The sequence below is a fragment of the Micromonospora parva genome, from assembly GCF_040649675.1.
Classification (GTDB): Bacteria; Actinomycetota; Actinomycetes; order Mycobacteriales; family Micromonosporaceae; genus Micromonospora; species Micromonospora parva.
On record NZ_JBEZFX010000004.1, the window covers coordinates 242721 to 263315 of the forward strand.

Sequence of the window (20595 nt, forward strand, 5' to 3'; positions counted from 1 at the left end):
TCTCCCTGCGCGGTTTGGGTCCGGACGCACTGGCCAACGTCGCGCGCCGTCCAGTGATTCCCGGTTGTGGTCCTCCGCCGATCGTACGCCGCCTCGGCCGGGTGCACCCGCGTGGCGTGACGCCCACCGCAGGTGGACCCACTCGTCAGGCGGCCGGGGCGCTCAGCGGCTCCACTGCCGGGCCAGCCGGGCGCCCAGTTCGCGCAGCCCGTCCGCGGGTCGGCTGAGCGCGGCGTCGAGCCCGCCGCCCTCCTCGCCACCGAAGTGCTCGACCAGGCTGTACGCGTCGGTCACCCCGGCCGAGGCGGCCTCCCGCCGGCCGGTGCTCACCTGCCCGGCCACCACCACGCAGGGCACTCCCCGGTCGCGGGCGGCGCCGGCCACCCCGGCGACGACCTTGCCGCGCAGCGACTGGTGGTCGAACGACCCCTCACCGGTGACCACCAGGTCGACGGTGTCCAGTGCGGCGTCGAGCCGGGTGGCCCGGGTGACCAGGCCGATCCCCGACTCGCAGGTGCCGCCCAGGGCGAGCAGCGCCGCGCCGATCCCGCCGGCGGCCCCGCCTCCGGGCAGCGTGCCGAGCCCCGTCGGGCAACCGGCCAGGTCGCGTTCCAGCACCGCCGCGAAACGCTCCAGTGCCGCGTCGAGCAGCAGCACGTCACCGCGGTCGGCGCCCTTCTGCGGGCCGAACACGTTGCTGGCCCCGTGCAGGCCGAGCAGGGGGTTGTCCACGTCGGTGGCGGCGACCAGTCGGACGCCGCGCAGCCGGGGCGCGCCGTCCAGCGCGTCGACGGCGGCGAGCGCCGCCCCGCCGTACGGCAGCGCGGCACCGCCCGGGTCGAGCGGTGTCACGCCCAGCGCGGCGAGCATTCCGGCACCGGCGTCGTTGGTGCCGGAGCCGCCCAGCCCGATCACCACGGTGCGGGCACCACTCTCCACCGCTGCGGCCACCAACAGACCCAGCCCGTACGAGGTGGTGGTCTTCGGGTCGCGTTCGGCTGCCGAGAGCAGGTGCAGCCCGCACGCCTGCGCGCTCTCCAGATAGGCGGTCGCGCCGTCGGCGGTGAGCAGGATCTCACCGGCCGCCGGCCGGCCCAGCGGGTCGACCGTCGACACCGGCACCCGCCGACCGCCGAGGGCTTCGGCGAGCACCTCCACGAAGCCCGGCCCGCCGTCGGCGAGCGGCCGGATCAGCAGATCGTCTCCGTCGGTGACGGTGCGCCAACCGTCGGCGACGGCGGCGGCCACCTCCGGTGCGGACAGGGTGCCGGCGAACTTGTCCGGGCAGAGCAGCACGCGCATGCCGAGCAGTGTGGCAGCCCACACCGAGCGAAGCTGCGTCGCGCCCGCGCTGTGGGAGCATGGATGACGTGACTTCGACCTGGGTGGAACCCTCCAACACGGCGACGGCTCTGCTGCTGCTCGGCCGGGGCAGCGACCCCGACACCGAGCGCGGCGTCGAGTGTCCGGGCGACCTGCCGGCGCCCAGCGATCCGGATCTGGTGGCCCGGGCCACCGCCGCGAAGGCGAAGCTGGGCAGCAAGGTCTTCGTGCTGGGGCACCACTACCAGCGCGACGAGGTGATCCAGTTCGCCGACGTGACCGGTGACTCGTTCAAGCTGGCGCGGGAGGCCGCGGCCCGCCCGGACGCCGAGTACATCGTCTTCTGCGGCGTGCACTTCATGGCCGAGAGCGCCGACATCCTCACCACCGACAGCCAGCGGGTGATCCTGCCCGACCTGGCGGCGGGTTGCTCGATGGCGGACATGGCGGTCCTGGGTCAGGTGGAGGCCGCCTGGGACACGCTGACCGAGCTGGGCATCGCGGGTGACACCGTGCCGGTGACGTACATGAACTCGTCGGCCGACATCAAGGGTTTCGTGGGCCGCAACGGCGGGGTGGTCTGCACCTCGTCCAATGCCAAGCGCGCCCTGGACTGGGCCTTCGAGCAGGGGTCGAAGGTGCTCTTCCTGCCGGATCAGCACCTGGGCCGTAACACGGCGGTGCTGGAGATGGGCCTGTCGCTGGACGACTGCGTGCTCTACGACCCGCACAAGCCCGGTGGTGGGCTCACCCCGGAGCAGCTGCGCGACGCCAAGATGATCCTCTGGCGGGGGCACTGCTCGGTGCACGGCCGGTTCACGCTGGACAGCGTCAACGACGTGCGGGAGCGGGTGCCCGGGGTCAACGTCCTGGTCCACCCGGAGTGCCGGCACGAGGTGGTCACTGCCGCTGACTACGTCGGCTCCACCGAATACATCATCAAGACGATCGAGGCGGCTCCGGCCGGCTCGGCGTGGGCGCTCGGCACCGAGCTGAACCTGGTCCGCCGGCTCGCATTGGCGCACCCGGACAAGCAGATCATGTTCCTGGACAAGGCCGTCTGCTACTGCTCGACGATGAACCGGATCGACCTGCCGCACCTGGTCTGGGCCCTGGAGGAGCTGGTCGCGGGCCGGGTCGTCAACCAGATCACGGTGGACGCCGACACCGCGCACCACGCCCGGGTCGCGCTGGATCAGATGCTCGCCCTGCCTGGCGCGGACACTCCTCCGCCGGCGGTGCCCTGATCACGATCCGTAGCGTTCTTGGTACGCAAAAGTGCCGGATCACCGATTAATGCCACACACGCCGATGTGACCGAGTCCTTTTTCGTCACCGAGGGCTATGCTGCCCAAGCGACGACACACGCGGGCCGTTTGGATATGGCCGCATCCGGGGTAGCGACAACGTTCAGGCGCCCCACCATCAACACGGCAGCACCGACGCGCTGGAGGTTGCGTTGACCGACGACGTCCTGGTTGTGCACGGAGGCACTCCGCTCGAGGGGCGGATCCGCGTGCGCGGCGCGAAGAACCTGGTATCGAAGGCGATGGTCGCCGCGTTGCTCGGCGACAGCCCGAGTCGGCTGTTCGACGTGCCCAAGATCCGCGATGTCGAGGTGGTGCGAGGTCTGCTCGGCCTGCACGGCGTCAAGGTCACCGACGGCACCGAGGACGGCGAGCTGGTCTTCGACCCGGCGAACGTGGAGAGCGCGAGCACCGACCAGATCAACGTGCACGCCGGTTCCAGCCGGATTCCGATCCTGTTCTGCGGCCCGCTGCTGCACCGTCTCGGACACGCGTTCATCCCGGATCTCGGCGGCTGCCACATCGGCCCGCGCCCGATCGACTTCCACCTCCAGGCGCTGCGGGAGTTCGGCGCCACCGTCGACAAGCGGCCGGAGGGCTTGCACCTGTCCGCGCCGAACGGGCTGCACGGCACCAAGTTCGCCCTGCCGTACCCGAGCGTCGGCGCCACCGAGCAGGTGCTGCTGACCGCCGTGATGGCCGAGGGCGTCACCGAGCTGCGTAACGCCGCGGTGGAGCCGGAGATCATCGACCTGATCTGCATCCTGCAGAAGATGGGCGCGATCATCAAGGTCCACACCGACCGGGTGATCGAGATTCAGGGCGTGCCCAAGCTGCACGGCTACACCCACCGGCCGATCCCGGACCGGATCGAGGCGGCGAGCTGGGCGGCCGCCGCCCTGGCGACCCGTGGTCACGTCGAGGTGCTGGGCGCACAGCAGGCCGACATGATGACCTTCCTGAACATCTTCCGTTCGGTCGGTGGCGAGTACGAGGTCACCGACGCCCGCGCGCCGAAGCTGGGCGACCCCGGCCAGGAGGGCGGCATCCGCTTCTGGCACCCCGGCGGTGAGCTGAACGCGGTGGCGTTGGAGACCGACGTGCACCCCGGCTTCATGACCGACTGGCAGCAGCCGCTGGTCGTGGCGCTGACCCAGGCCCGCGGCCTGTCGATCGTCCACGAGACGGTCTACGAGCAGCGGCTCGGCTACACCGAGGCCCTGAACTCGATGGGTGCCAACATCCAGGTCTACCGGGACTGCCTCGGCGGCACCCCGTGCCGCTTCGGCCGGCGCAACTTCAAGCACTCCGCGGTGATCGCCGGGCCGAGCAAGCTGCACGCCGCCGACCTGGTCATCCCGGACCTGCGGGCCGGGTTCAGCCACCTGATCGCGGCGCTCGCGGCCGAGGGCACCTCCCGGGTGTACGGCGTCGACCTGATCAACCGAGGCTACGAGGACTTCGAGGCGAAGCTCGCCGACCTCGGCGCGCACGCCGAGCGTCCGTAAGTACCGACACACTCTTCACGCCCGGTGCACCGCGATGTGCACCGGGCGTGGACCGTTGGCTACCCTTGCCGCGTGCCGTCGCTCTTTCGCCGCAAGTCCACCGACCTCGTCGACGAGGCCGTCACCTCGGTGACCCCCGAGGAGACCGCCGAGCGTCCCCGGGGTTACACCCCGGCCAAGGGTCGGGAGACGCCCAAGCGGCCAACCGTCGGCCGCCGCCCGGCCGGTCCGAGCCGCCCCCTCACCAAGGAGGAGGAGCGGGAGCGTCGCCGCCAACTGCGCGCTGAGGCCGCAGCGGAGTTCCGCCGTGAGGGTGGCCCCCGCGACCGTGGCCCGGAACGGCTGCTGGCCCGCAACGTGGTCGACTCCCGGCGTACCGTCGGCACCTGGTTCTTCGGCGGCGCGCTGATCGTGCTGATCGGGTCGAACGCGGCCATGCCGGCGCCGGTCCGGTTGATCTCCAACCTGCTCTGGGGCGCGCTGGCGCTGGGCGTGGTCATCGACTCGGTGCTGATCTGCCGCAAGATCAGCAAGCTGATCCGGGAGCGCTTCCCGAAGTCCGACCAGCGGATGGGCTCGCTCTACCTCTACGCGGTCATGCGGTCGATCACCTTCCGCCGGATGCGCGCTCCGGCGCCCCAGGTCAAGCTGGGCGACAAGGTCTGACCCCGCCGCCCCAGCTCCGCGCGATATCGGCGAAACTGCCGCCTCAGACATCTTCGAGGCGGCAGTTTCGCCGTATCTGCGCGGATCCTGCGGTGCGTTCATCATGCTGAACGGGTTGCCGTTGTTCGCCAGAGCGAACGTTCGAACCCATGGAGCGAAGGCATGCCTCCGGAACCGGCTGCCCCGCTGGCCACCATCGCCGCCGCCCTGCGCCGGGAACGGGAACGGGTCGGCATCTCGCTCACCGAACTGGCCCGCCGGGCGGGGGTGGCCAAGTCCACCCTCTCCCAACTGGAGTCGGGCAGCGGCAACCCGAGCGTGGAGACACTCTGGTCCCTGGGCGTCGCCCTCGGCGTGCCGTTCAGCCGGCTGGTGGAGCCGGTGGACGACGTCGTACGGGTCATCCGGGCGGGAGACGGGTCGCACGTCCGCTCCGAGCAGGCCGACTTCAGCGGAACGCTGCTCAGTGCCGGTACGGCGCACCTGCGCCGGGACGTCTACCTGATCCGGCTGGAACCAGGGGCGATCCGAACCGGCCAGGGACACACCCCGCGCAGCATCGAGCACGTGGTGGTCGCCGCCGGTCGACTGCGGGTGGGGCCCGAGGGTGCCTCGGTCGAACTCGACCCCGGCGACTACGCCACGTTCCCCGGCGACGCCCCGCACCACTACGAGGCGCTCGCCGCCGGCACGTTCGCCGTCCTCATCATGGAACATCCCTGACCCGCTGCGGTGACTCCCGCCGGGGCCGGGTGGTCGTCGAGTGCGGTAGGGTCGGAGACCAGATTCGGTTATAGGCCTAAATGTCCGAAACCAATGGGATAACGTTTGCGCCGGTGGGCGGCGCCACAGTGGCGGTGAGCGAGCCCACGCCGTTACCCTCCATCCGCAGCCACGGCCTGCCGGAGCGGCGACCTGACCGGCTCGTGCGGCCCCAGCGCGACAATTTGCAACGAGGTGACAACGCGTGAGCGAGCGGACGCGAGCCGGCCACCGGGGCGTGGCAGGCGGCGACCGGACGCCCAGCGGTCACCCGGCGGCGGCTGCGGACAGCTCACTCCCGGCGAGGATCGGCCCGGCGGCCGGGTGTGGCGACGGGCTCGCCGGATGAACGGCCGCTACACCGACCGGTGGCCAGACCCGAACGAACCGGCCTGGGTGATCGAACCGACCACCGAGTGGCACCCCCAGTTTCCCGGCCAGCGCTACCCCGGCGACATCGGCATGCCGCACCAGCCGCCACCCCGTGGGCGGGCGACGGTGTCCGGCCGCGCCGAGGTGCCGCCGCTCGCGCCCACCCACCCGGACGGCACCTACCTCGGCCGGTCGTGGTCCGACGAACCACCGGCGGAACAGCCACCCCACGGCCGGTCCTGGGTGGACGACGAGCCGGACGGGGCACCGGCCTACGGGCGACTCCGCGACGACGAGCGCTCGGCGTACGGGCGGCCCGACAGCACCGACTCCCGGCACTACGACCACGAGCCGTACCGTCGACCGCTGCCCGAGCCACCCCGCCGCGAGGAACGCCGCTCCCCCGAGTCGGACCGGCGCACCGCCTGGTCCGATCGACGCCCCGCCGACGAACGGGGACCCGCGCGGGAAGCCGCCTGGCACCGCGACCAGCCCACCCCGGAGCGGTACGACAGCCGCCGCCCCCGGCAGGAGCCCACCGAGCGGGACCGTGGCTACCGGGGCACACCGCCGGTCTCCCCGGCGCCCCGGCCCGAACCCGGCTGGGTGCCCGAGCCGGACGACGCGCCACGTCGACGCGGCACACCGGAGCGACCGGCGGCCGGCTACGAACGACACCCCGGCGACGGGTACGGCGTCCGACCCACCCGTGACCATGACGGCCGCAGCGCCGACGCTGTCGACCCGTGGGCACCCGTTGACGGCCGCCCCCGCTACCGCGCCGACGGGTACCCGGACCGGGCCGCCGACGACCTGCGCCGCCCAGACTCGCGCTACCGCCCGGACGAGGGGACCGACTCGCGCTACCGCGCGGACGAGGGGATGGGCACAGCTCCCGCAGCCAACGGCGGACGACGGCGTCGACCCGAGGCGGACCTGCCCGGCCAGTCCCGCCTCGACGACGACCGGCGTCGCCCCGACACCGACCCGCACTGGCAGCAGCCCCGTGAGGCGGCAGCACGCGCCGAGGCGTACCCGGACCGGCGACCCCGCGAACAGGCCCGCCCGGACGCGTACCCCGAGAACGGGTACCGCGAGAACGCGCCTCGTGAGGACGCGTACCGCGAGCCCCGGCCGCAGCCGGGCCAACGGTCGGGCGACAGTCTGCCCTGGCCACCGCCGGGTCCGGTGCGCCAGGACCGCAGCCCGGACCGGGCCCGCGAGCCGGGCCACCGCCCCGAGCCGCCCCGCACCGCAGACCCGCACCGCACGTCAGACCCGCACCGCACCGAGCCGCACCGTGGCCCGGAGCCGTACCGCACCACGGACCCGTACCGTGGCGCCGACCCGGGCGTCGCGTCGCGGCCGACCGCCCGGCCCGAACGGCCGCCGGCCACGCCGTCCCGGCCCGACGACCGACCGGTACGGCCCGACGACCGACCGGTACGGCCCGACGAGCGACCGGCGGCCGCCCCGGCGCGGCCCGACGAGCGAGGGGTACGTCCGGCCGCGACTGCGCCACCCACGGCCGGCCGCGCCATGCCGGTCCCACCGGCCTCGCCGGAGCGACCGGTCTCGCCGGCACCCGTCTCCCCTGGCTGGGACCGGCCACCGTCGCAAGCACCCGTGTCCCCCGGATCGGACCGGCCGGTCTCGCCGGCACCCGTCTCCCCCGCGCCCTCGGGTTGGAACCGGCCGGTGTCGGCCGCCCCGGTCTCCCCCGTCTTCCCGGACCGGCCGGTGTCGCCGGCACCCGTCGCCCCCGCGCCCCCCGGCCCGGAGCCACCGGTGTCCGCAGCCCCGGTGTCGCCGGGCCCGGTGTCCGCAGCTCCGGTGTCGCCCGCCGCCGACCTGCCCGTCTCGGGACCGCCCGCCGCCCGCCTGCGGCTGGAGTACCTGTCCGCGCCGGTGGAGCCGCCCGGCGCCGACGAGCGGTCCGATGGCCCGCCAGCACCCGGACGCCGGCCGCTGACCGAACCGCCGTCGACGGCCGGGGCGCGTCACACCCCGCCGCCGCGTTACCCCGGCCCGGACACCGGGGACCGCCCGGTGGACCAGCGGCGCGGCGAGGAGCCGGGACCGGGTCACCGTCGGGTCGGCGACCCGCTGTTCGCCAACCCGCCCACCGACCGCCGCCCGGTCACGCCGGACCGTTCGCCGTCCACGGAGCGGCAGCACTCCGCCGATCGACCGGCCGCGCCGCAACACCCAGCCGCGCCGCAACACCCGTACCCGCCGCAGCGGCCGGACGCTCCGCAGCGCTCGTACCCGCCGGAGCGGGTGGCTCCGGTGGCGGACGCACGCCCGTCGGTCGCCCCGCCGCCCACCTGGCAGGCACCGGCGTCACCAGCGACCCGACCCACCCCGCGCCCGGACGACCCCACGCCGGTGGCGCCTGCTCCTGGTCCGGCAGCGTCCCCGGACGGCACTGTCCCGCAGCCGCCGGCGATGGACGTCGCGCCGGTGCTTCCGCCGGCCCCCGGTACGCCGCGCCGCTACGTACCCCCGCCACCCTCGGAAGAACCGGTCACGCCCGTTCGCGAACCGGACGACGTCGCGAGCGTCCGTGGGCCGGACGCGTGGTTCAGCCCGGCTCAGCCCGCCGATTCCTCGCCGGGTGCGTCGACGACCGACGAGCGGCAGTACGACCCGACCGACGATGAGTCGACGGCCGGCAGCCCCGACCTCTTCACGACAGCGGCCGCGTCGGACACGGAGGCGTCGACGCCGACGGCTGACACCCACCTGGACGTGACCGACGCCAGCGGGTCGACACCAGACGACGCCTTCGCCCCGGTCTCCGCGCCGCCCGCTGCCCCCGTCTCCGCGCCGCCCGCTGCCCCCGTCTCCGCGCCGCCCGCTGCCCCGGTCTCCGGTGCTCCCCGGCGCTGGCTGGACGACCTGGACGACGACCAGCAGCCCGCGTTCGACACGGCACCTGTGGACGACGACCAACCCGTCTCCGGCGCACCGCTGCTCGCGATCCCCCCCCACCAGCAGGACGAACGCGACCTCGCAGCCGAACCCGACGTCGACAAGCAGGCCTACACCGCTTCACCCAATGAGGACGCCAACCCGGTCGAGTACCACCCGACGGACGAACTCGCGCCACCCGACGAGCCGACCGACGCTGTCGACGCTCCGAGCGCGAGCCCGGAGGGAGGCCCGTACGTCGACGAGTGGCCGGCGGAAGCCGCGCCGCCCGTGACGGCTGCGAACGACCCGAACCCGCCCGTCTCGGCACCGCCGTTCTCGGCACCACCCGTCTCGGCACCGCCCGTCTCGATCACGCCGGTGTCCGCTCCCCCGGCACCGCCGGTATCGGCAGCGCCGGCAGCACCCGTCTCCGCGCCCCCAGCGCCCGCCGCGCCACAGGAACCCGTTTCCGCGCCACCCCTCGGCACAACGCCCGTCTCCGCGCCGCCTCTCGGCACAGCGCCCGTCTCCGCACCACCCACGCCGCCAGAGCCCCACTCCGCAGCGCCGGTATCCGCACCACCAACACCCGTGTCCGCACCACCCGCCCCGGCGGCGTCCGTGTCCGCACCGCCGGTGCCCGTCTCGGCGGCACCCGTCTCCGCGCCACCAGCCACAACGCCCGTTTCCGCGCCACCGGCCTCGGCGACACCGTCCGCCACGGCACCGGTCTCCGAGCCACCAGCGTCGGTGGAGCCGACGTCCGGACCACCCGCGTCGGTGGAGCCGACGTCCGGACCACCCGCGTCGGTGGAGCCGACGTCCGGGCCACCGGCCCCGGCCGTACCCGGCCCGAGGAGCGGCGCGGACGGGGAGAGCATGCCGGTGTCCGCGCCGCCCGCCGAGGCACCGCCGGTGGTGACCCGCCCGTCGCTGGCCGACCCGGGCGACCCGGAGCAGGTGCTGGCCGCGTACCGCTGGCGGCTGGATCCGGTGACCCTGCGCGAGGAACTGACCGAGCCGGACGACCTGCGGGCCATTCGGCGACGGCTGACCGAGAAGTTGGGCTCGGCGGTCGACAACCGCGCCCGGGCCCGGCTGCTCAGCCTGCGGGCGGTGGCCTCGCGGATTCTCGGCGAGCTGGACGACGCGCTGGCCGACGGCCGGCTCGCCCTCACCTACGCCGAGGCCACCGGCGAGCTGCGCCGGACCGCGCTGGCCCAGGCCCGGCTGGCCCACGTGTTGCGCTGGCGCGGCGACTTCCCCGAGGCGGACCAGCTCTTCGCCCAGGCCAACTCGGTCGAGTTGCCTGACCGGTTGCGGGCCGCGCTGCACGAGCACGCCGGGCGGTCGTGTTACGACCAGGGGCGGCTCATGGAGGCGTGCGAGCACTTCGAGAAGGCGCTGGACCTGCGTGGGGCCGGCGACGCCGAACTGCTGGAGCGGGTCCGGGTGGCCCTCGACGCGGTCACCGTCCGGGCCGAGGCTGATGGCTTCGGGCCGTACCCCCGGGGTCGGGACGAGGTCCTCGACCGGGACCGGCCCCCGTTGCCGGACCGGGACGGGCAGCTGTGGGGTTACACCAGCCAGGACGGCGAGGTGGTCATTCCCGCCCGGTACGCCGAGGCGCAGCCCTTCCACGACGGGTTGGCCTGGGTCCGCCGACCGGACAGCGACCGCTGGTCATTGATCAACCTGCTCGGTACGACGGTGATCCCGCCGTCCTTCCGGGCCGCGCATCCGTTCAGCGACGGCCTGGCCTGGGTGGTCGGCGAGGGCGGTTGGACGGCGATCGACGCGACCGGGGCGGTACAGGTCGCACCCAACTTCGCCGAGGTAAGACCATTCCGGCGTGGGCTGGCCGCGGTGCGGCGCGAGGGGTGGGGGGCGGTCGACCGGACCGGCCGGATCGTCGTGCCCACCCGCTACCACGGCTTCGTCACCGAGTTGGCCGACGGCCGGCAGGTCGACGGTTTCACCGATGAGGGGCTGGCCGTGGTCGACGTGGCGGGCCGGCGGGGTGTGGTGGACCGCACCGGCACGGTGCTGGTCCCGCCAGCGCACCCGATGCTGGTCATCCACCCGGTGGCGTTCCTGATCGAGAGTGGCAACGGGCGGTGGGGCGCGCTGGACCGGCGCGGCGTGCCGCTCATCGACCCGGTGCACGGCGATCGCGCCGAGGTGCTGGAGGAGATCGACCGACTACTCACCGACGCCAATCCGGTGCTCTGAGTCATCGGTCGCCAATGATGATCCACTAGGGCTAGGGTCGGTACATGGAATTCCGACACCTGGGCCGTTCCGGCCTGATGGTCAGCGAGATCTCGTACGGCAACTGGATCACCCACGGTTCGCAGGTCGAGGAGGACGCGGCGTTCGCGTGCGTCCGGGCCGCCCTCGACTCGGGGATCACCACGTTCGACACCGCCGACGGGTACGCCGGGGGGCGGGCCGAGGACGTGCTCGGCCGGGCGTTGCAGAACGAGCGCCGGGAAAGCCTGGAGATCTTCACCAAGGTCTACTGGCCGACCGGGCCCAGCCGCAACAACCGTGGACTGTCCCGCAAGCACATCATCGAGTCGATCAACGGCTCGCTGCGCCGACTGCGCACCGACTACGTGGACCTCTACCAGGCCCACCGCTACGACTACAGCACCCCGTTGGAAGAGACGATGGAGGCGTTCGCGGACGTCGTCCACTCCGGCAAGGCGCACTACATCGGCGTCTCCGAGTGGAGCGCCGACCAGCTGCGCGCCGCCCACCCGCTCGCCCGGGAGCTGCACATCCCGCTGGTCTCCAACCAGCCCCAGTATTCGATGCTCTGGCGGGTCATCGAGGCCGAGGTCGTGCCGGCCAGCGAGGAACTGGGCATCGGGCAGATCGTCTGGTCGCCGATCGCGCAGGGCGTGCTCTCCGGCAAGTACCTGCCGGGCCAGCCGCCGCCGGCCGGTTCCCGCGCCACCGACGAGAAGTCGGGTGCGGGGTTCATCTCCCGGTTCATGAACGACGACGTGCTGACCCGGGTCCAGCAGCTCAAGCCGCTCGCCGAGCAGGCCGGGCTCAGCATGGCCCAGCTCGCCGTGGCGTGGGTGCTGCAGAACCCGAACGTCTCGTCGGCGATCATCGGCGCGTCTCGCCCCGACCAGGTGCACGACAACGTGAAGGCGGCCGGGGTGAAGCTCGACGCCGACCTGCTCACGGCGATCGACGACGCTATCGCTCCGATCGTCGAGCGGAACCCGGCGAAGACCGAGTCCCCCGCGAAGCGTCCCTGACGCCGTTCCGGCCCGGCCGGCGCGAACCTCCACGCCGACCGGGCCGGGCCCGCTGCGCTCCGCCCGTCACCGGGCCCGCTCAGCTCCGCCCGTCACCGGGCCCGCTCAGCTCCGCCAGAAGCGGATCAGCTCCAGGCCGGTGGCGTAGAGCCACGAGGGCAGACCGAGCAGGTCACCGACCGCGAAGACCGCGTCGAAGAACCACCCGCCGATGCGCGGGTTCCACAGCAGCGCGAAGAGCAGGATGAAGCCGTACGGCGCGAACAGGTCGTACATCTTGCGCCACTGCGGGTTGAGCCACGGCTGGAGCATGTTGCCGCCGTCCAGGCCGGGCACCGGCAGCAGGTTCAGCACACTGGCGGTGAGCTGGAGGAAGGCGAGCAGCGCCACCCCGGCCCAGAACTCCACCGGGCCACCCGACCGGGTGCCGAGTTGCACCGCCACCACCAACACCAGCGTGAACAGCACGTTCGTCGCCGGGCCGGCGAGGCTGACCAGGGTGTGCCGCAGTCGGCCCGGGATGGCGTGCCGGTCCACCCAGACCGCGCCACCCGGCAGGCCGATGCCGCCGAGCAGCACGACCACCACCGGCAACACGATCGACAGCAACGGGTGGGTGTACTTGAACGGGTTGAGCGTCAGGTAGCCGCGATGGGCGATGTCCCGGTCGCCGGCCCGGTAGGCCACCACCGCGTGGGCGTACTCGTGCAGGCAGAGCGACACCAGCCAGCCGGACACCACGAAGAGGAACACGTTGAACCGGACGTTGCCGTACCCGTTCCAGGTCAGCACCCCGCTGACCGCGAAGAGGGCGACCAGGCCGAGGAAGACCGGGCTGGGCCGGAACGCCGCCCGGGGCACGCCGAGGACCAGCCCGTCGCCGCCCGGGCGGTCGTAGGCCATCACTCGGCCGTGGGCAGCAGGCTCATCCGGTACTCCACCCGGTCGTCCTCCACGAGCGCGACCGAGGTGACGCCGGACGCCGCGAGCTCCCGCCAGGTCTGACCGATCCAGGATTCGGCGTCGGCCTGGCTGCCGAACGACTCCGCCGGCCCCTCGACCGTCTGACCGTCAGTGCCCTCGTACCGCCAGCTCCACGCCATGCCGCGTCTCCCCTCGCCGCTGAAGTCCCCGTGGGACGAACCCCCGCCAGCGTAGTCGGCCCGGCGCGCAACGGCCGCTCGCTCGCCCCGGCAGGGAACCCACGGGGTGGATCAATCCGATTGACGCCGGCCGGTACGGTGGCTCGGTGTTGACGCGGGGAGTGCTGCTCGGCGACCGGTACCGGCTGGGCGAGCGGGTGGCGACAGGTGGGATGGGCGCGGTCTGGCGCGGCACGGACGTGTTGCTGGAACGCGAGGTCGCGGTGAAGGTGCTGCTGCCGTCGCTGGTCGCCGATCCGGAGTTCACCACCCGGTTCCGGGCCGAGGCGCGGATGCTCGCCGCGCTGCGGCACCCGGGCGTGGTCCCGGTGCACGACGTGGGGCAGGCGGTGCTCGACGACGGCAGCCAGGTCGACTACCTGGTGATGGAGTACGTCGAGGGCGAGCCGTTGTCCGCCCGGGTGCGCGCGGTGGGGCGGCTGGATCCGGCCACCACCATGTCGGTGCTGGCCCAGGCCGCGGACGCGCTGCACACCGCCCACCTCGCCGGCATCGTGCACCGGGATGTGAAGCCGGGCAACCTGCTGGTCAAGGCCGACGGCACCGTGGTGCTCGTCGACTTCGGCATCGCCCGGTCCCGGCACATGGCCGGGCTCACCGCCGCGAACATGGTGCTCGGCACCGCCTCGTACATGTCCCCCGAGCAGGCCACCGGGCAGCCCGTCTCGGCCGCCACCGACGTCTACGCGCTCGGCGCTGTGGCGTACTTCTGCCTTGCCGGGCAGCCGCCCTTCCACGGTGACAATCCCCTCGCGGTGGCGCTGCGGCACGCCCAGGAGGACCCGGCGGCGCTACCGGCGGACACTCCGCCGGCGGTCGCCGCCGTGGTGGCCCGCGCGCTGGCCAAGCGTCCGGAGGACCGGTTCGGCAGCGCCGCTGAGTTGGCCGCTGCCGCCGCCGATGCCCGCGACGCCACCCTGGCGAGCATCCCGGTCTCTGCCCGCCCACCGTGGGCGCTGGCCGCTCCGACCCCGGGCGTCGCGGCCTCCGCCGTCCCGACTTCCGTTCCGCCGGCCGGCCCGACTCCCCTTCCGCCAGCCGGCCTGGCTTCCGCACCGTCGGTCGCGGCGACGCCGCCCGCCGGGTCGGTGTCGGCAGGGCCCGCCGCTCTACGCCCACCGGCGAGCGAAGCGACGACCGAGCCGAAGCCGACCCGGGAGGACGCGCTCGGGAGCGGGCCATCGGGCCGCCGTCGTCCGCTGCTGGTCGGGGCAGGTGCTGTCGCTCTCGTCGCGCTCGTCGTCGCGGTGGCCGTGGTGGCGCTTCGACCCGAAGCGAAGTCGGGTTCAACGGATCAGCCACCCGCGCTGGCCGGCGAATCGGCGACGGTCGCCGACGCTCCGCTGCCGCCCGGAGACGCGACGACCAGCGGGCCTCGGCCCAGCACGACGCCGAGCGCCAGCCGCACCGCGACGGCCGGCCCGTCCGGCTCCCCCGTCGACGCGTCGACCAGCGGCAACCCCGCCCGCACCCCGATGCCGGGCGACCCGCCGACCGCCACCGCCAGCAGCCGACCCACGCCCAGCCGCACTCCGTCCAGCCGACCCAACCCGTACACCGCCGCCCAGGCGTGCGGCAGCGGCTACCAGGTGATCGACTCGGCGACGCTGACCGGCGGCGACGGGCAGCGCAAGGGTCGGGTCTTCCTGCTGTACCACGCGGGCACCGGCACCAACTGCGTGGTCACCCTCAAGGACACCGCGGTCGGCGCGAAGTCGGCGGCCTCGGCGTACCTGGAGGTGCAGGGTCGGGCCCGCAGCACCGACAGCGGGTCCTTCGACTACTACGCCGGGCCGGTGCGGGCCAGCGCCGCCGGGACGTGCGTCAAGTGGGGCGGCTCCACCGGCGGGGTCAGCTACGGCAGCGGGTTCGAACACTGCGACTGAACGACGGCGAGCACCGGGCCGGCAGGCACCGCGAGCCCGGGCGGCCTTAAGGTACGGGCATGTCCGTAGACGGGTGGAACACGGTCCTGGTGCTCGGCGGTATCCGGTCCGGCAAGTCCGAGTTCGCCGAGTCCCTGGTCACCGACGCGCCGGTGGTCCGCTACGTCGCCACCGCGCCCGAGGGCGACCCGGAGGACACCGAGTGGGCGACCCGGCTGGCGGCGCACCGCGCCCGTCGGCCGGGCAGCTGGACCACCGAGGAGACCACCGAGGACCCGCGCCGGCTGGCCGACGTGCTGGCGTCCGCCGAGACCAACGAGACGGTGCTCGTCGACGACCTCGGCGGCTGGGTGACGGTGCTGCTCGACCCCGACCACCAACCCGCCGACGACGTGGCGACGATCGCCGAGCTGGCCGAGGCGATCCGTGGGTGCGCCGCCCGGGTGGTGCTGGTGAGCCCCGAGGTGGGGCTGTCGCTGGTGCCGACCACCCCGCTGGGCCGGGCGTTCACCGACGCGTTGGGCGCGGCCAACCGCGCGGTCGCCGATGCCTGCGACGCGGTCGTGCTCGTCGTCGCCGGCCAGCCGGTCTGGCTCAAGTCGGTGGCCGCCGCGACCGAACCGGCCGCCCCCGCCACCGAACCGGCCGCCACCGTGACCACGGCGACGGCCGCCGGCACCGCGCCGGTCGCGGCGAGCCTGGCCGACACCGAGCCGACCCCCGAGGTGCAGCTGCCCGACGTGCTGACCCACACGCCGCCGGCCACCCCGACGCCGGAACCGGGCGACGCGTGGGCCGCACCGACAATGGCGCTGCCGATGGTGGCCACCGGGCTGGTCATCCAGCCCGGCATGGAACTGCCGATGCCCGACGAGTACGCGGGCCCGCAGGCGGTGGACCGGCTGGCCACCCTGGACGTACCGGGCGCCGGGCTGGGCGTGCTGGACCGGGTGGTGGGCTTCGCCGCCGCCACCCAGGGCACCTCCACGCCAGCCGCCTGGGGCTCGGTGCGGGTGCTGCTGCTGCACGGCGACCACGCCGGTGGGGCGTCGGCCGGCACCGTCGCCGGTGAGTCGGCGCGCCGCGCCGCGCAGGCCCGCGCCGGCCAGGGCGCGTTGGCCCGGCTGGCCGCCGAGAGCGGCGCCAGTCTGCAGGTGGTGGACACCCCGGCTGCCGCGCCGATCGAGGACCAGCCGGCCCTCACGCCGGAGCAGGTGGAGTCCGCGCTGCGCTACGGCTGGCGGTTGGCCGAACAGGCCGCCGACGCCGGCGTACAGCTGCTGGTGCTCGGGGCGTGCGGCGCCGGCACCGAGGCGGCGGCCGCGGCGGTGCTCGCGGCGACCGCGGGCGCGGAGCCGCCCGCCGTGCTGGGCCGGGTGATCACCGACTCCGGCGAGATCGACGACGCGGCGTGGATGACCCGCTGCGCGGCGGTCCGCGACGCGCTGCACCGCACCCGCCGCTCGTCACGTGGCGCCAAGGACATCCTCGCCGAGCTGGGCGGCGGCGACGTGGCGGTGGCCACCGGCGTGCTGCTCGGCGCCACCGCCCGCCGGGTGCCGGTGCTGCTCGACGGGCCGGTCGGGTTGGCCGCCGGCATGGTGAGCCGGGACCTGGCCGGGCAGGCCCGGCACTGGTGCCTGCTGGCCGACCACGGCGGGCACCCGGCCGTGCGGCTCGCCGCCGACGTGCTGGGCCTCACCCCGCTGCTCGACCTGCGGCTGGATCTCGGCGAGGGCGCGAACGCGCTGGTCGCGCTGCCGCTGTTGCGCTCGGTGCTGGCGCTGGCCGCCGCGCTGCCGGTGCACCCGTCGCTGGCTGGCGGTGACGACACCGACCCGGCCGGGGACGAGCCGGAGTCCACCGACCCGAGCTACGCCGACCCGGACCTCACCGAGCCGGACGTCACCGAGCCCGACTTCGCCGAGCCGGTGCCGGCCGGGCCGGGCCCGGCCAGCACCGGGACGGACGAGCAGCCAGCGTCGGGCCTGCGTGCCGGCTGAGCCACGACTGCTCGCGGGAGCCCGGCTGGCAGTCACCACGTTCACCACCCTGCCGGCGCGGGCCGGGCGCATCGATCGCCCGGTCGCCGGCACCGCGATGGCCCTCGCCCCGGTGGTCGGCACGCTGCTCGGCGTCCTGCTGGCCGGTGTGCTGCTGCTGGCCGGTGCGCTCGCTCCCCCGCTGGTGGCGGCAGGTGTCACCGTCGGCGTCGCCGCACTGCTCACCCGGGGGCTGCACCTGGACGGGCTGGCCGACACCGTGGACGCGCTCGGCTCGTACCGGCGCGGCGCGGCCGCCCTGGAGATCATGAAGAAGCCGGACGTCGGCCCGTTCGGGGTGGTCGCCCTGGTGGTCGTACTCCTGGTGCAGGCGGCGGCGCTCGCCGACCTGGCGGGCCGGTCCTGGCCGGCGGCGCTCGCGGCGGTGGTCGCGGCGACCGCGGCCGGGCGGTTCGGTGCCACGGTGGCCTGCCGGCGAGGGGTTCCGGCGGCCCGGCCCGACGGGCTGGGCGCGCTGGTCGCCGGCACTGTCGGCCCGGTGGCAGTGGCCGCCGGCGCGGTCGCCGTCGTGCTGCTGGCGGTGCCCGCGGTGCCGGGCCGTCCGTGGCAGGGGCCGCTGGCCGTCGTCGCCGCGATCGCCGTCGCGCTGGCGCTGCTCACCCACGTGGTACGCCGGCTCGGCGGCATCACCGGCGACGTCCTCGGCGCGACCGTCGAGGTGGTCACCACGCTGGTCTACCTGGGTCTGGTGCTGTCCGGCTGAACCGGGCACGGCGAGCCGGGTAGCGTTCGCCTCGACAACACCGGCACGGCCACCGGGGGATCCCACCATGCTCATCACTGACGACTTCCTGCCCGTACCGGTGCCGGAGTCGCTCAGCGCGACCTACCTGGTGCCGATGACGGGGCTGCCGAAGGTCAGTGCGAAGACCGCGGTGGCGGCCCTGACCGGCCGGCTCGCCGAGCCGGTGCACGGGCTGGCCCGGCAGATGCTCGACAGTCCGCTGATGAGCGTCGACACCCGGCCGATCAGCGAGTTCCCGGAGCTGCCGCCGGACCTGCTCACCGCGTTCGGCGCCACCGAGGAGCAGTTGGCCCGGCTGGCGGCGGCGACGCACCTGGTGGTCGTCCAGGCCGAGTACCGGCCCGGCTGGCCGCCGGCACACGAGTGGGCCGCCCGGGCGGTCGCGGCGGCCGTGGCCGAATCCGTCGACAGCGACGTGGTGGACGTCTTCGGTCTGCAGTTCCTCGACCCGGCGACCGCGCTGCGGTCCCTCCCGGACGAGCAGGGCCGCATCCGGCTCGTCGACTGGGTGCTGGTGCCGTACTCCTCGGACACCGAGGGCCTGTGGTTCACCACGAAGGGGTTGCGCCGCTTCGGCCTGCTGGAGTTGCAGACCCAGGGGGTGCCCGACCACCTCACCCGCGCCTGGGGTGCGGTGATGACCGGGGCGGCCCGCCGGCTGCTGCGGGACTGGACCGACGGGCTCACCGGCGAGGAGGTGCCGGCGTTCGTGCAGCTGCCGGTGCTGGCGACGGTCACCGGGCACGACATCGCCGTGGCGTACGGCAATCCGGAGCAGCACGGTGCCACCGCCCCGGTGCTGCTCCGCCTCGAACTGGACCCGGCGACCGACCCGGAGGCCGACTCGTTCCTCAGCCTGCGCCCGCCGGCCGGGCATCCCGGCCCGGACGGGCGGTACTACGCCGCCGCCTGTGCCACGCTGTTCTCCGGCATCCAGCCGGACGTGCGCTACGCACGCTCCGGTGACGCGATGAGCCGTGCGGTCGCCACCGCCCGGGCCGCGCTCGGTGACGCGCGGGCCCGGTTCGTCGCCGGTCGGTTCCCCACCGAGTCGCAGCTGGTGGTGAAGTACGGCCTGCCCGGGGACGACGGCCCGGAGTACGTCTGGGCGGGCGTCACCTCGTGGGAGGTCCCGGAGCGGATCGTGGGCGTGAGCGCCAGCGACGCCAACACCGACCAGAGCGTCCGCATCGGAGCCCCGGTCGTGGTGGAGACCTCCGACGTGGTCGACTGGGCCGTCCTGGACGCGACAGGCGTCATCGAAGGCGGCTGGACCCAGGCAGTCCTGGACTCCGGCGAACCCCCCAAACCCCAAACCCCCTAACCCCCCGCCCCGCCCACCCCCGCCGAATTGGGGTTGATCATGAGGTTGACGGGGCCGTTGATCTCCAAATGGCCCGTCAACCTCATGATCAACGCTGAAGGCGGGTGGGGTTACTTCACCGAGGGGGTTACGAAGGGGGGTTTGGTGAGGGTCAGGGGGGCTCGGCGGCCTCGGATGTCGATCTCGACTTCGGCACCGTCCGCGAGGTTGGCGTCGGTGTCGAGCAGGGCCAGGGCGATGCCCTGCTTCCTCGTCGGGCTGAAGGTGCCGCTGGTCACGGTGCCGACCTGGACGTCACCCACGTGCAGGGTCATGCCGGGGCGCGGGATGGCCCGGTCCACGGCCACCAGGCCGCGCAGCGTCCGCCGGGGGCCGGCGGCCCGCTCGGCGAGCAGCGCGTCGCGGCCCCAGAAGGCCGGCTTGTCCCAACCGACCGCCCAGCCGGAGCGGGCCTGCACCGGGCTGATGTCCAGGGAGAGGTCCTGCCCGTGCAGCGGGTAACCCATCTCGGTGCGCAGCGTGTCCCGGGCGGCCAGCCCGCAGGCGCGCAGCCCGAACGTCGCGCCGACGGCGAAGAGCGCGTCCCAGACCGCTACCGCGTGCTCTGCCGGCACCACCAGCTCGTAGCCCAACTCGCCCGTGTAGCCGGTACGGCAGACGGTCAGCTCCACCCCGGCCAGGCTCGCGGCGGAGAAGCTCATGTACCCGTGCTCGGTGGGCAGGTCCAGGGCGGCCAGCAACTCGGCCGAGCGGGGGCCCTGCACGGCCAGCACCGCGTACGCCTCGTGCTCGTCGGTGACTGTCACCTGCGCGGGCGCGGCGGCGCGCAACCGGCGTACCACCTCGGCGGTGTTCGCCGCGTTCGGGATGAGGAAGACGTGGTCGTCGGCGTAGAGGTAGGCGATGATGTCGTCCACCACGCCGCCGGTGGCGTCGTCGCAGCAGAGTGTGTACTGCGCCCGGCCCGGGCCGATCCGGCCCAGGTCGTTGCTGAGGCAGGAGTTGACGAAGTCGGCCGCGCCGGGGCCGCTCACCCGGGCCTTGCCCAGGTGCGACACGTCGAAGACCCCGACCGCCGTACGCACAGCGGTGTGCTCCTTGAGCACTCCCCCGCCGGCGTACTCCAGCGGCATCTCCCAGCCCCCGAAGGGGGCGAACTTGGCTCCGGCGGCGGTGTGCCGCTCGTGCAGCGGGGAACGGCGCAGCCGGGTCGCGGCGGCGTCGGAGGTCACGTCGGTCATGGGTGGCAACTTACCGGGGGCAACGCCGCTGGTTAGCATCGGCG

At 74.0% G+C, this 20595-nt stretch carries 14 protein-coding genes; 10 read left to right on the forward strand and 4 right to left on the reverse strand.

Translation table 11 applies throughout. The features are described 5' to 3' along the window. Positions 1-162 precede the first annotated feature (162 nt). Positions 163-1302 carry a glycerate kinase family protein gene (locus AB0C03_RS12360; RefSeq protein ID WP_030337970.1) on the reverse strand — a complete coding sequence of 380 codons (1140 nt, stop codon included), beginning with the start codon at positions 1300-1302 and terminating at the stop codon, positions 163-165. A 68-nt stretch (positions 1303-1370) separates the two neighbouring features. Between AB0C03_RS12360 and nadA the strand changes: the two genes are divergently transcribed. The 6 genes from nadA to AB0C03_RS12390 all read left to right on the forward strand — a co-directional run bounded on the left by nadA (position 1371) and on the right by AB0C03_RS12390 (position 12129). Beyond that, a complete protein-coding gene (nadA, locus tag AB0C03_RS12365; RefSeq protein ID WP_030337971.1) occupies positions 1371-2570 on the forward strand; it encodes a quinolinate synthase NadA in 1200 nt (399 codons plus the stop codon). Positions 2571-2782: 212 nt separating this feature from the next. Then, complete coding sequence (murA, locus tag AB0C03_RS12370; protein ID WP_030337972.1) at positions 2783-4138, forward strand: UDP-N-acetylglucosamine 1-carboxyvinyltransferase; 1356 nt, start codon at positions 2783-2785, stop codon at positions 4136-4138. Between the two features lie 72 nt (positions 4139-4210). Next, positions 4211-4804, forward strand: coding sequence for a DUF3043 domain-containing protein (locus AB0C03_RS12375; RefSeq protein WP_030337973.1), 594 nt, complete (start codon positions 4211-4213; stop codon positions 4802-4804). A 162-nt stretch (positions 4805-4966) separates the two neighbouring features. After that, the gene (locus AB0C03_RS12380; protein WP_030337974.1) at positions 4967-5527 is read left to right on the forward strand and encodes a helix-turn-helix domain-containing protein; all 561 of its coding nucleotides are present in this window, start codon (positions 4967-4969) and stop codon (positions 5525-5527) included. A gap of 384 nt (positions 5528-5911) precedes the next feature. Beyond that, a complete protein-coding gene (locus AB0C03_RS12385; protein ID WP_357636495.1) occupies positions 5912-11086 on the forward strand; it encodes a WG repeat-containing protein in 5175 nt (1724 codons plus the stop codon). A gap of 44 nt (positions 11087-11130) precedes the next feature. Next, positions 11131-12129 carry an aldo/keto reductase family protein gene (locus AB0C03_RS12390; protein ID WP_030337976.1) on the forward strand — a complete coding sequence of 333 codons (999 nt, stop codon included), beginning with the start codon at positions 11131-11133 and terminating at the stop codon, positions 12127-12129. Between the two features lie 105 nt (positions 12130-12234). On the opposite strand, the gene AB0C03_RS12395 is transcribed toward AB0C03_RS12390, so the two are convergent. Together AB0C03_RS12395 and AB0C03_RS12400 are read right to left on the reverse strand one after the other, a co-directional pair. After that, positions 12235-13032 carry a site-2 protease family protein gene (locus tag AB0C03_RS12395; protein ID WP_357636498.1) on the reverse strand — a complete coding sequence of 266 codons (798 nt, stop codon included), beginning with the start codon at positions 13030-13032 and terminating at the stop codon, positions 12235-12237. Beyond that, on the reverse strand, positions 13032-13232 hold the full coding sequence (locus tag AB0C03_RS12400) for a hypothetical protein (protein WP_030337978.1): 201 nt from the start codon (positions 13230-13232) through the stop codon (positions 13032-13034). The genes AB0C03_RS12395 and AB0C03_RS12400 overlap by 1 nt, the downstream gene beginning before the upstream one ends. 146 nt (positions 13233-13378) lie before the next feature. On the opposite strand from AB0C03_RS12400, the gene AB0C03_RS12405 reads away from it, so the two are divergent. From AB0C03_RS12405 to AB0C03_RS12420, 4 genes are all read left to right on the forward strand, one after another. Further along, positions 13379-15178 carry a serine/threonine-protein kinase gene (locus tag AB0C03_RS12405; protein ID WP_081884224.1) on the forward strand — a complete coding sequence of 600 codons (1800 nt, stop codon included), beginning with the start codon at positions 13379-13381 and terminating at the stop codon, positions 15176-15178. Between the two features lie 59 nt (positions 15179-15237). Beyond that, complete coding sequence (locus tag AB0C03_RS12410) at positions 15238-17181, forward strand: bifunctional adenosylcobinamide kinase/adenosylcobinamide-phosphate guanylyltransferase (protein WP_357636502.1); 1944 nt, start codon at positions 15238-15240, stop codon at positions 17179-17181. Then, complete coding sequence (locus tag AB0C03_RS12415; RefSeq protein ID WP_357636505.1) at positions 17171-17944, forward strand: adenosylcobinamide-GDP ribazoletransferase; 774 nt, start codon at positions 17171-17173, stop codon at positions 17942-17944. The genes AB0C03_RS12410 and AB0C03_RS12415 overlap by 11 nt, the downstream gene beginning before the upstream one ends. A 67-nt stretch (positions 17945-18011) precedes the next feature. Further along, positions 18012-19310: a DUF2314 domain-containing protein gene (locus AB0C03_RS12420; protein WP_030337982.1), complete on the forward strand. Its 1299-nt coding sequence runs from the start codon at positions 18012-18014 to the stop codon at positions 19308-19310. A gap of 110 nt (positions 19311-19420) precedes the next feature. On the opposite strand, the gene gcvT is transcribed toward AB0C03_RS12420, so the two are convergent. Continuing rightward, on the reverse strand, positions 19421-20551 hold the full coding sequence (gcvT, locus tag AB0C03_RS12425; RefSeq protein WP_030337983.1) for a glycine cleavage system aminomethyltransferase GcvT: 1131 nt from the start codon (positions 20549-20551) through the stop codon (positions 19421-19423). Positions 20552-20595 lie beyond the last annotated feature (44 nt).

Coding starts and splice junctions, on each gene's coding strand:
- AB0C03_RS12360 (WP_030337970.1), bottom strand. CDS start 1,302: ATGCGCGTGCTGCTCTGCCCGGACAAGTTCGCCGGCACCCTGTCCGCA.
- AB0C03_RS12380 (WP_030337974.1), top strand. CDS start 4,967: ATGCCTCCGGAACCGGCTGCCCCGCTGGCCACCATCGCCGCCGCCCTG.
- AB0C03_RS12385 (WP_357636495.1), top strand. CDS start 5,912: ATGAACGGCCGCTACACCGACCGGTGGCCAGACCCGAACGAACCGGCC.
- AB0C03_RS12390 (WP_030337976.1), top strand. CDS start 11,131: ATGGAATTCCGACACCTGGGCCGTTCCGGCCTGATGGTCAGCGAGATC.
- AB0C03_RS12395 (WP_357636498.1), bottom strand. CDS start 13,032: ATGGCCTACGACCGCCCGGGCGGCGACGGGCTGGTCCTCGGCGTGCCC.
- AB0C03_RS12400 (WP_030337978.1), bottom strand. CDS start 13,232: ATGGCGTGGAGCTGGCGGTACGAGGGCACTGACGGTCAGACGGTCGAG.
- AB0C03_RS12410 (WP_357636502.1), top strand. CDS start 15,238: ATGTCCGTAGACGGGTGGAACACGGTCCTGGTGCTCGGCGGTATCCGG.
- AB0C03_RS12420 (WP_030337982.1), top strand. CDS start 18,012: ATGCTCATCACTGACGACTTCCTGCCCGTACCGGTGCCGGAGTCGCTC.
- gcvT (WP_030337983.1), bottom strand. CDS start 20,551: ATGACCGACGTGACCTCCGACGCCGCCGCGACCCGGCTGCGCCGTTCC.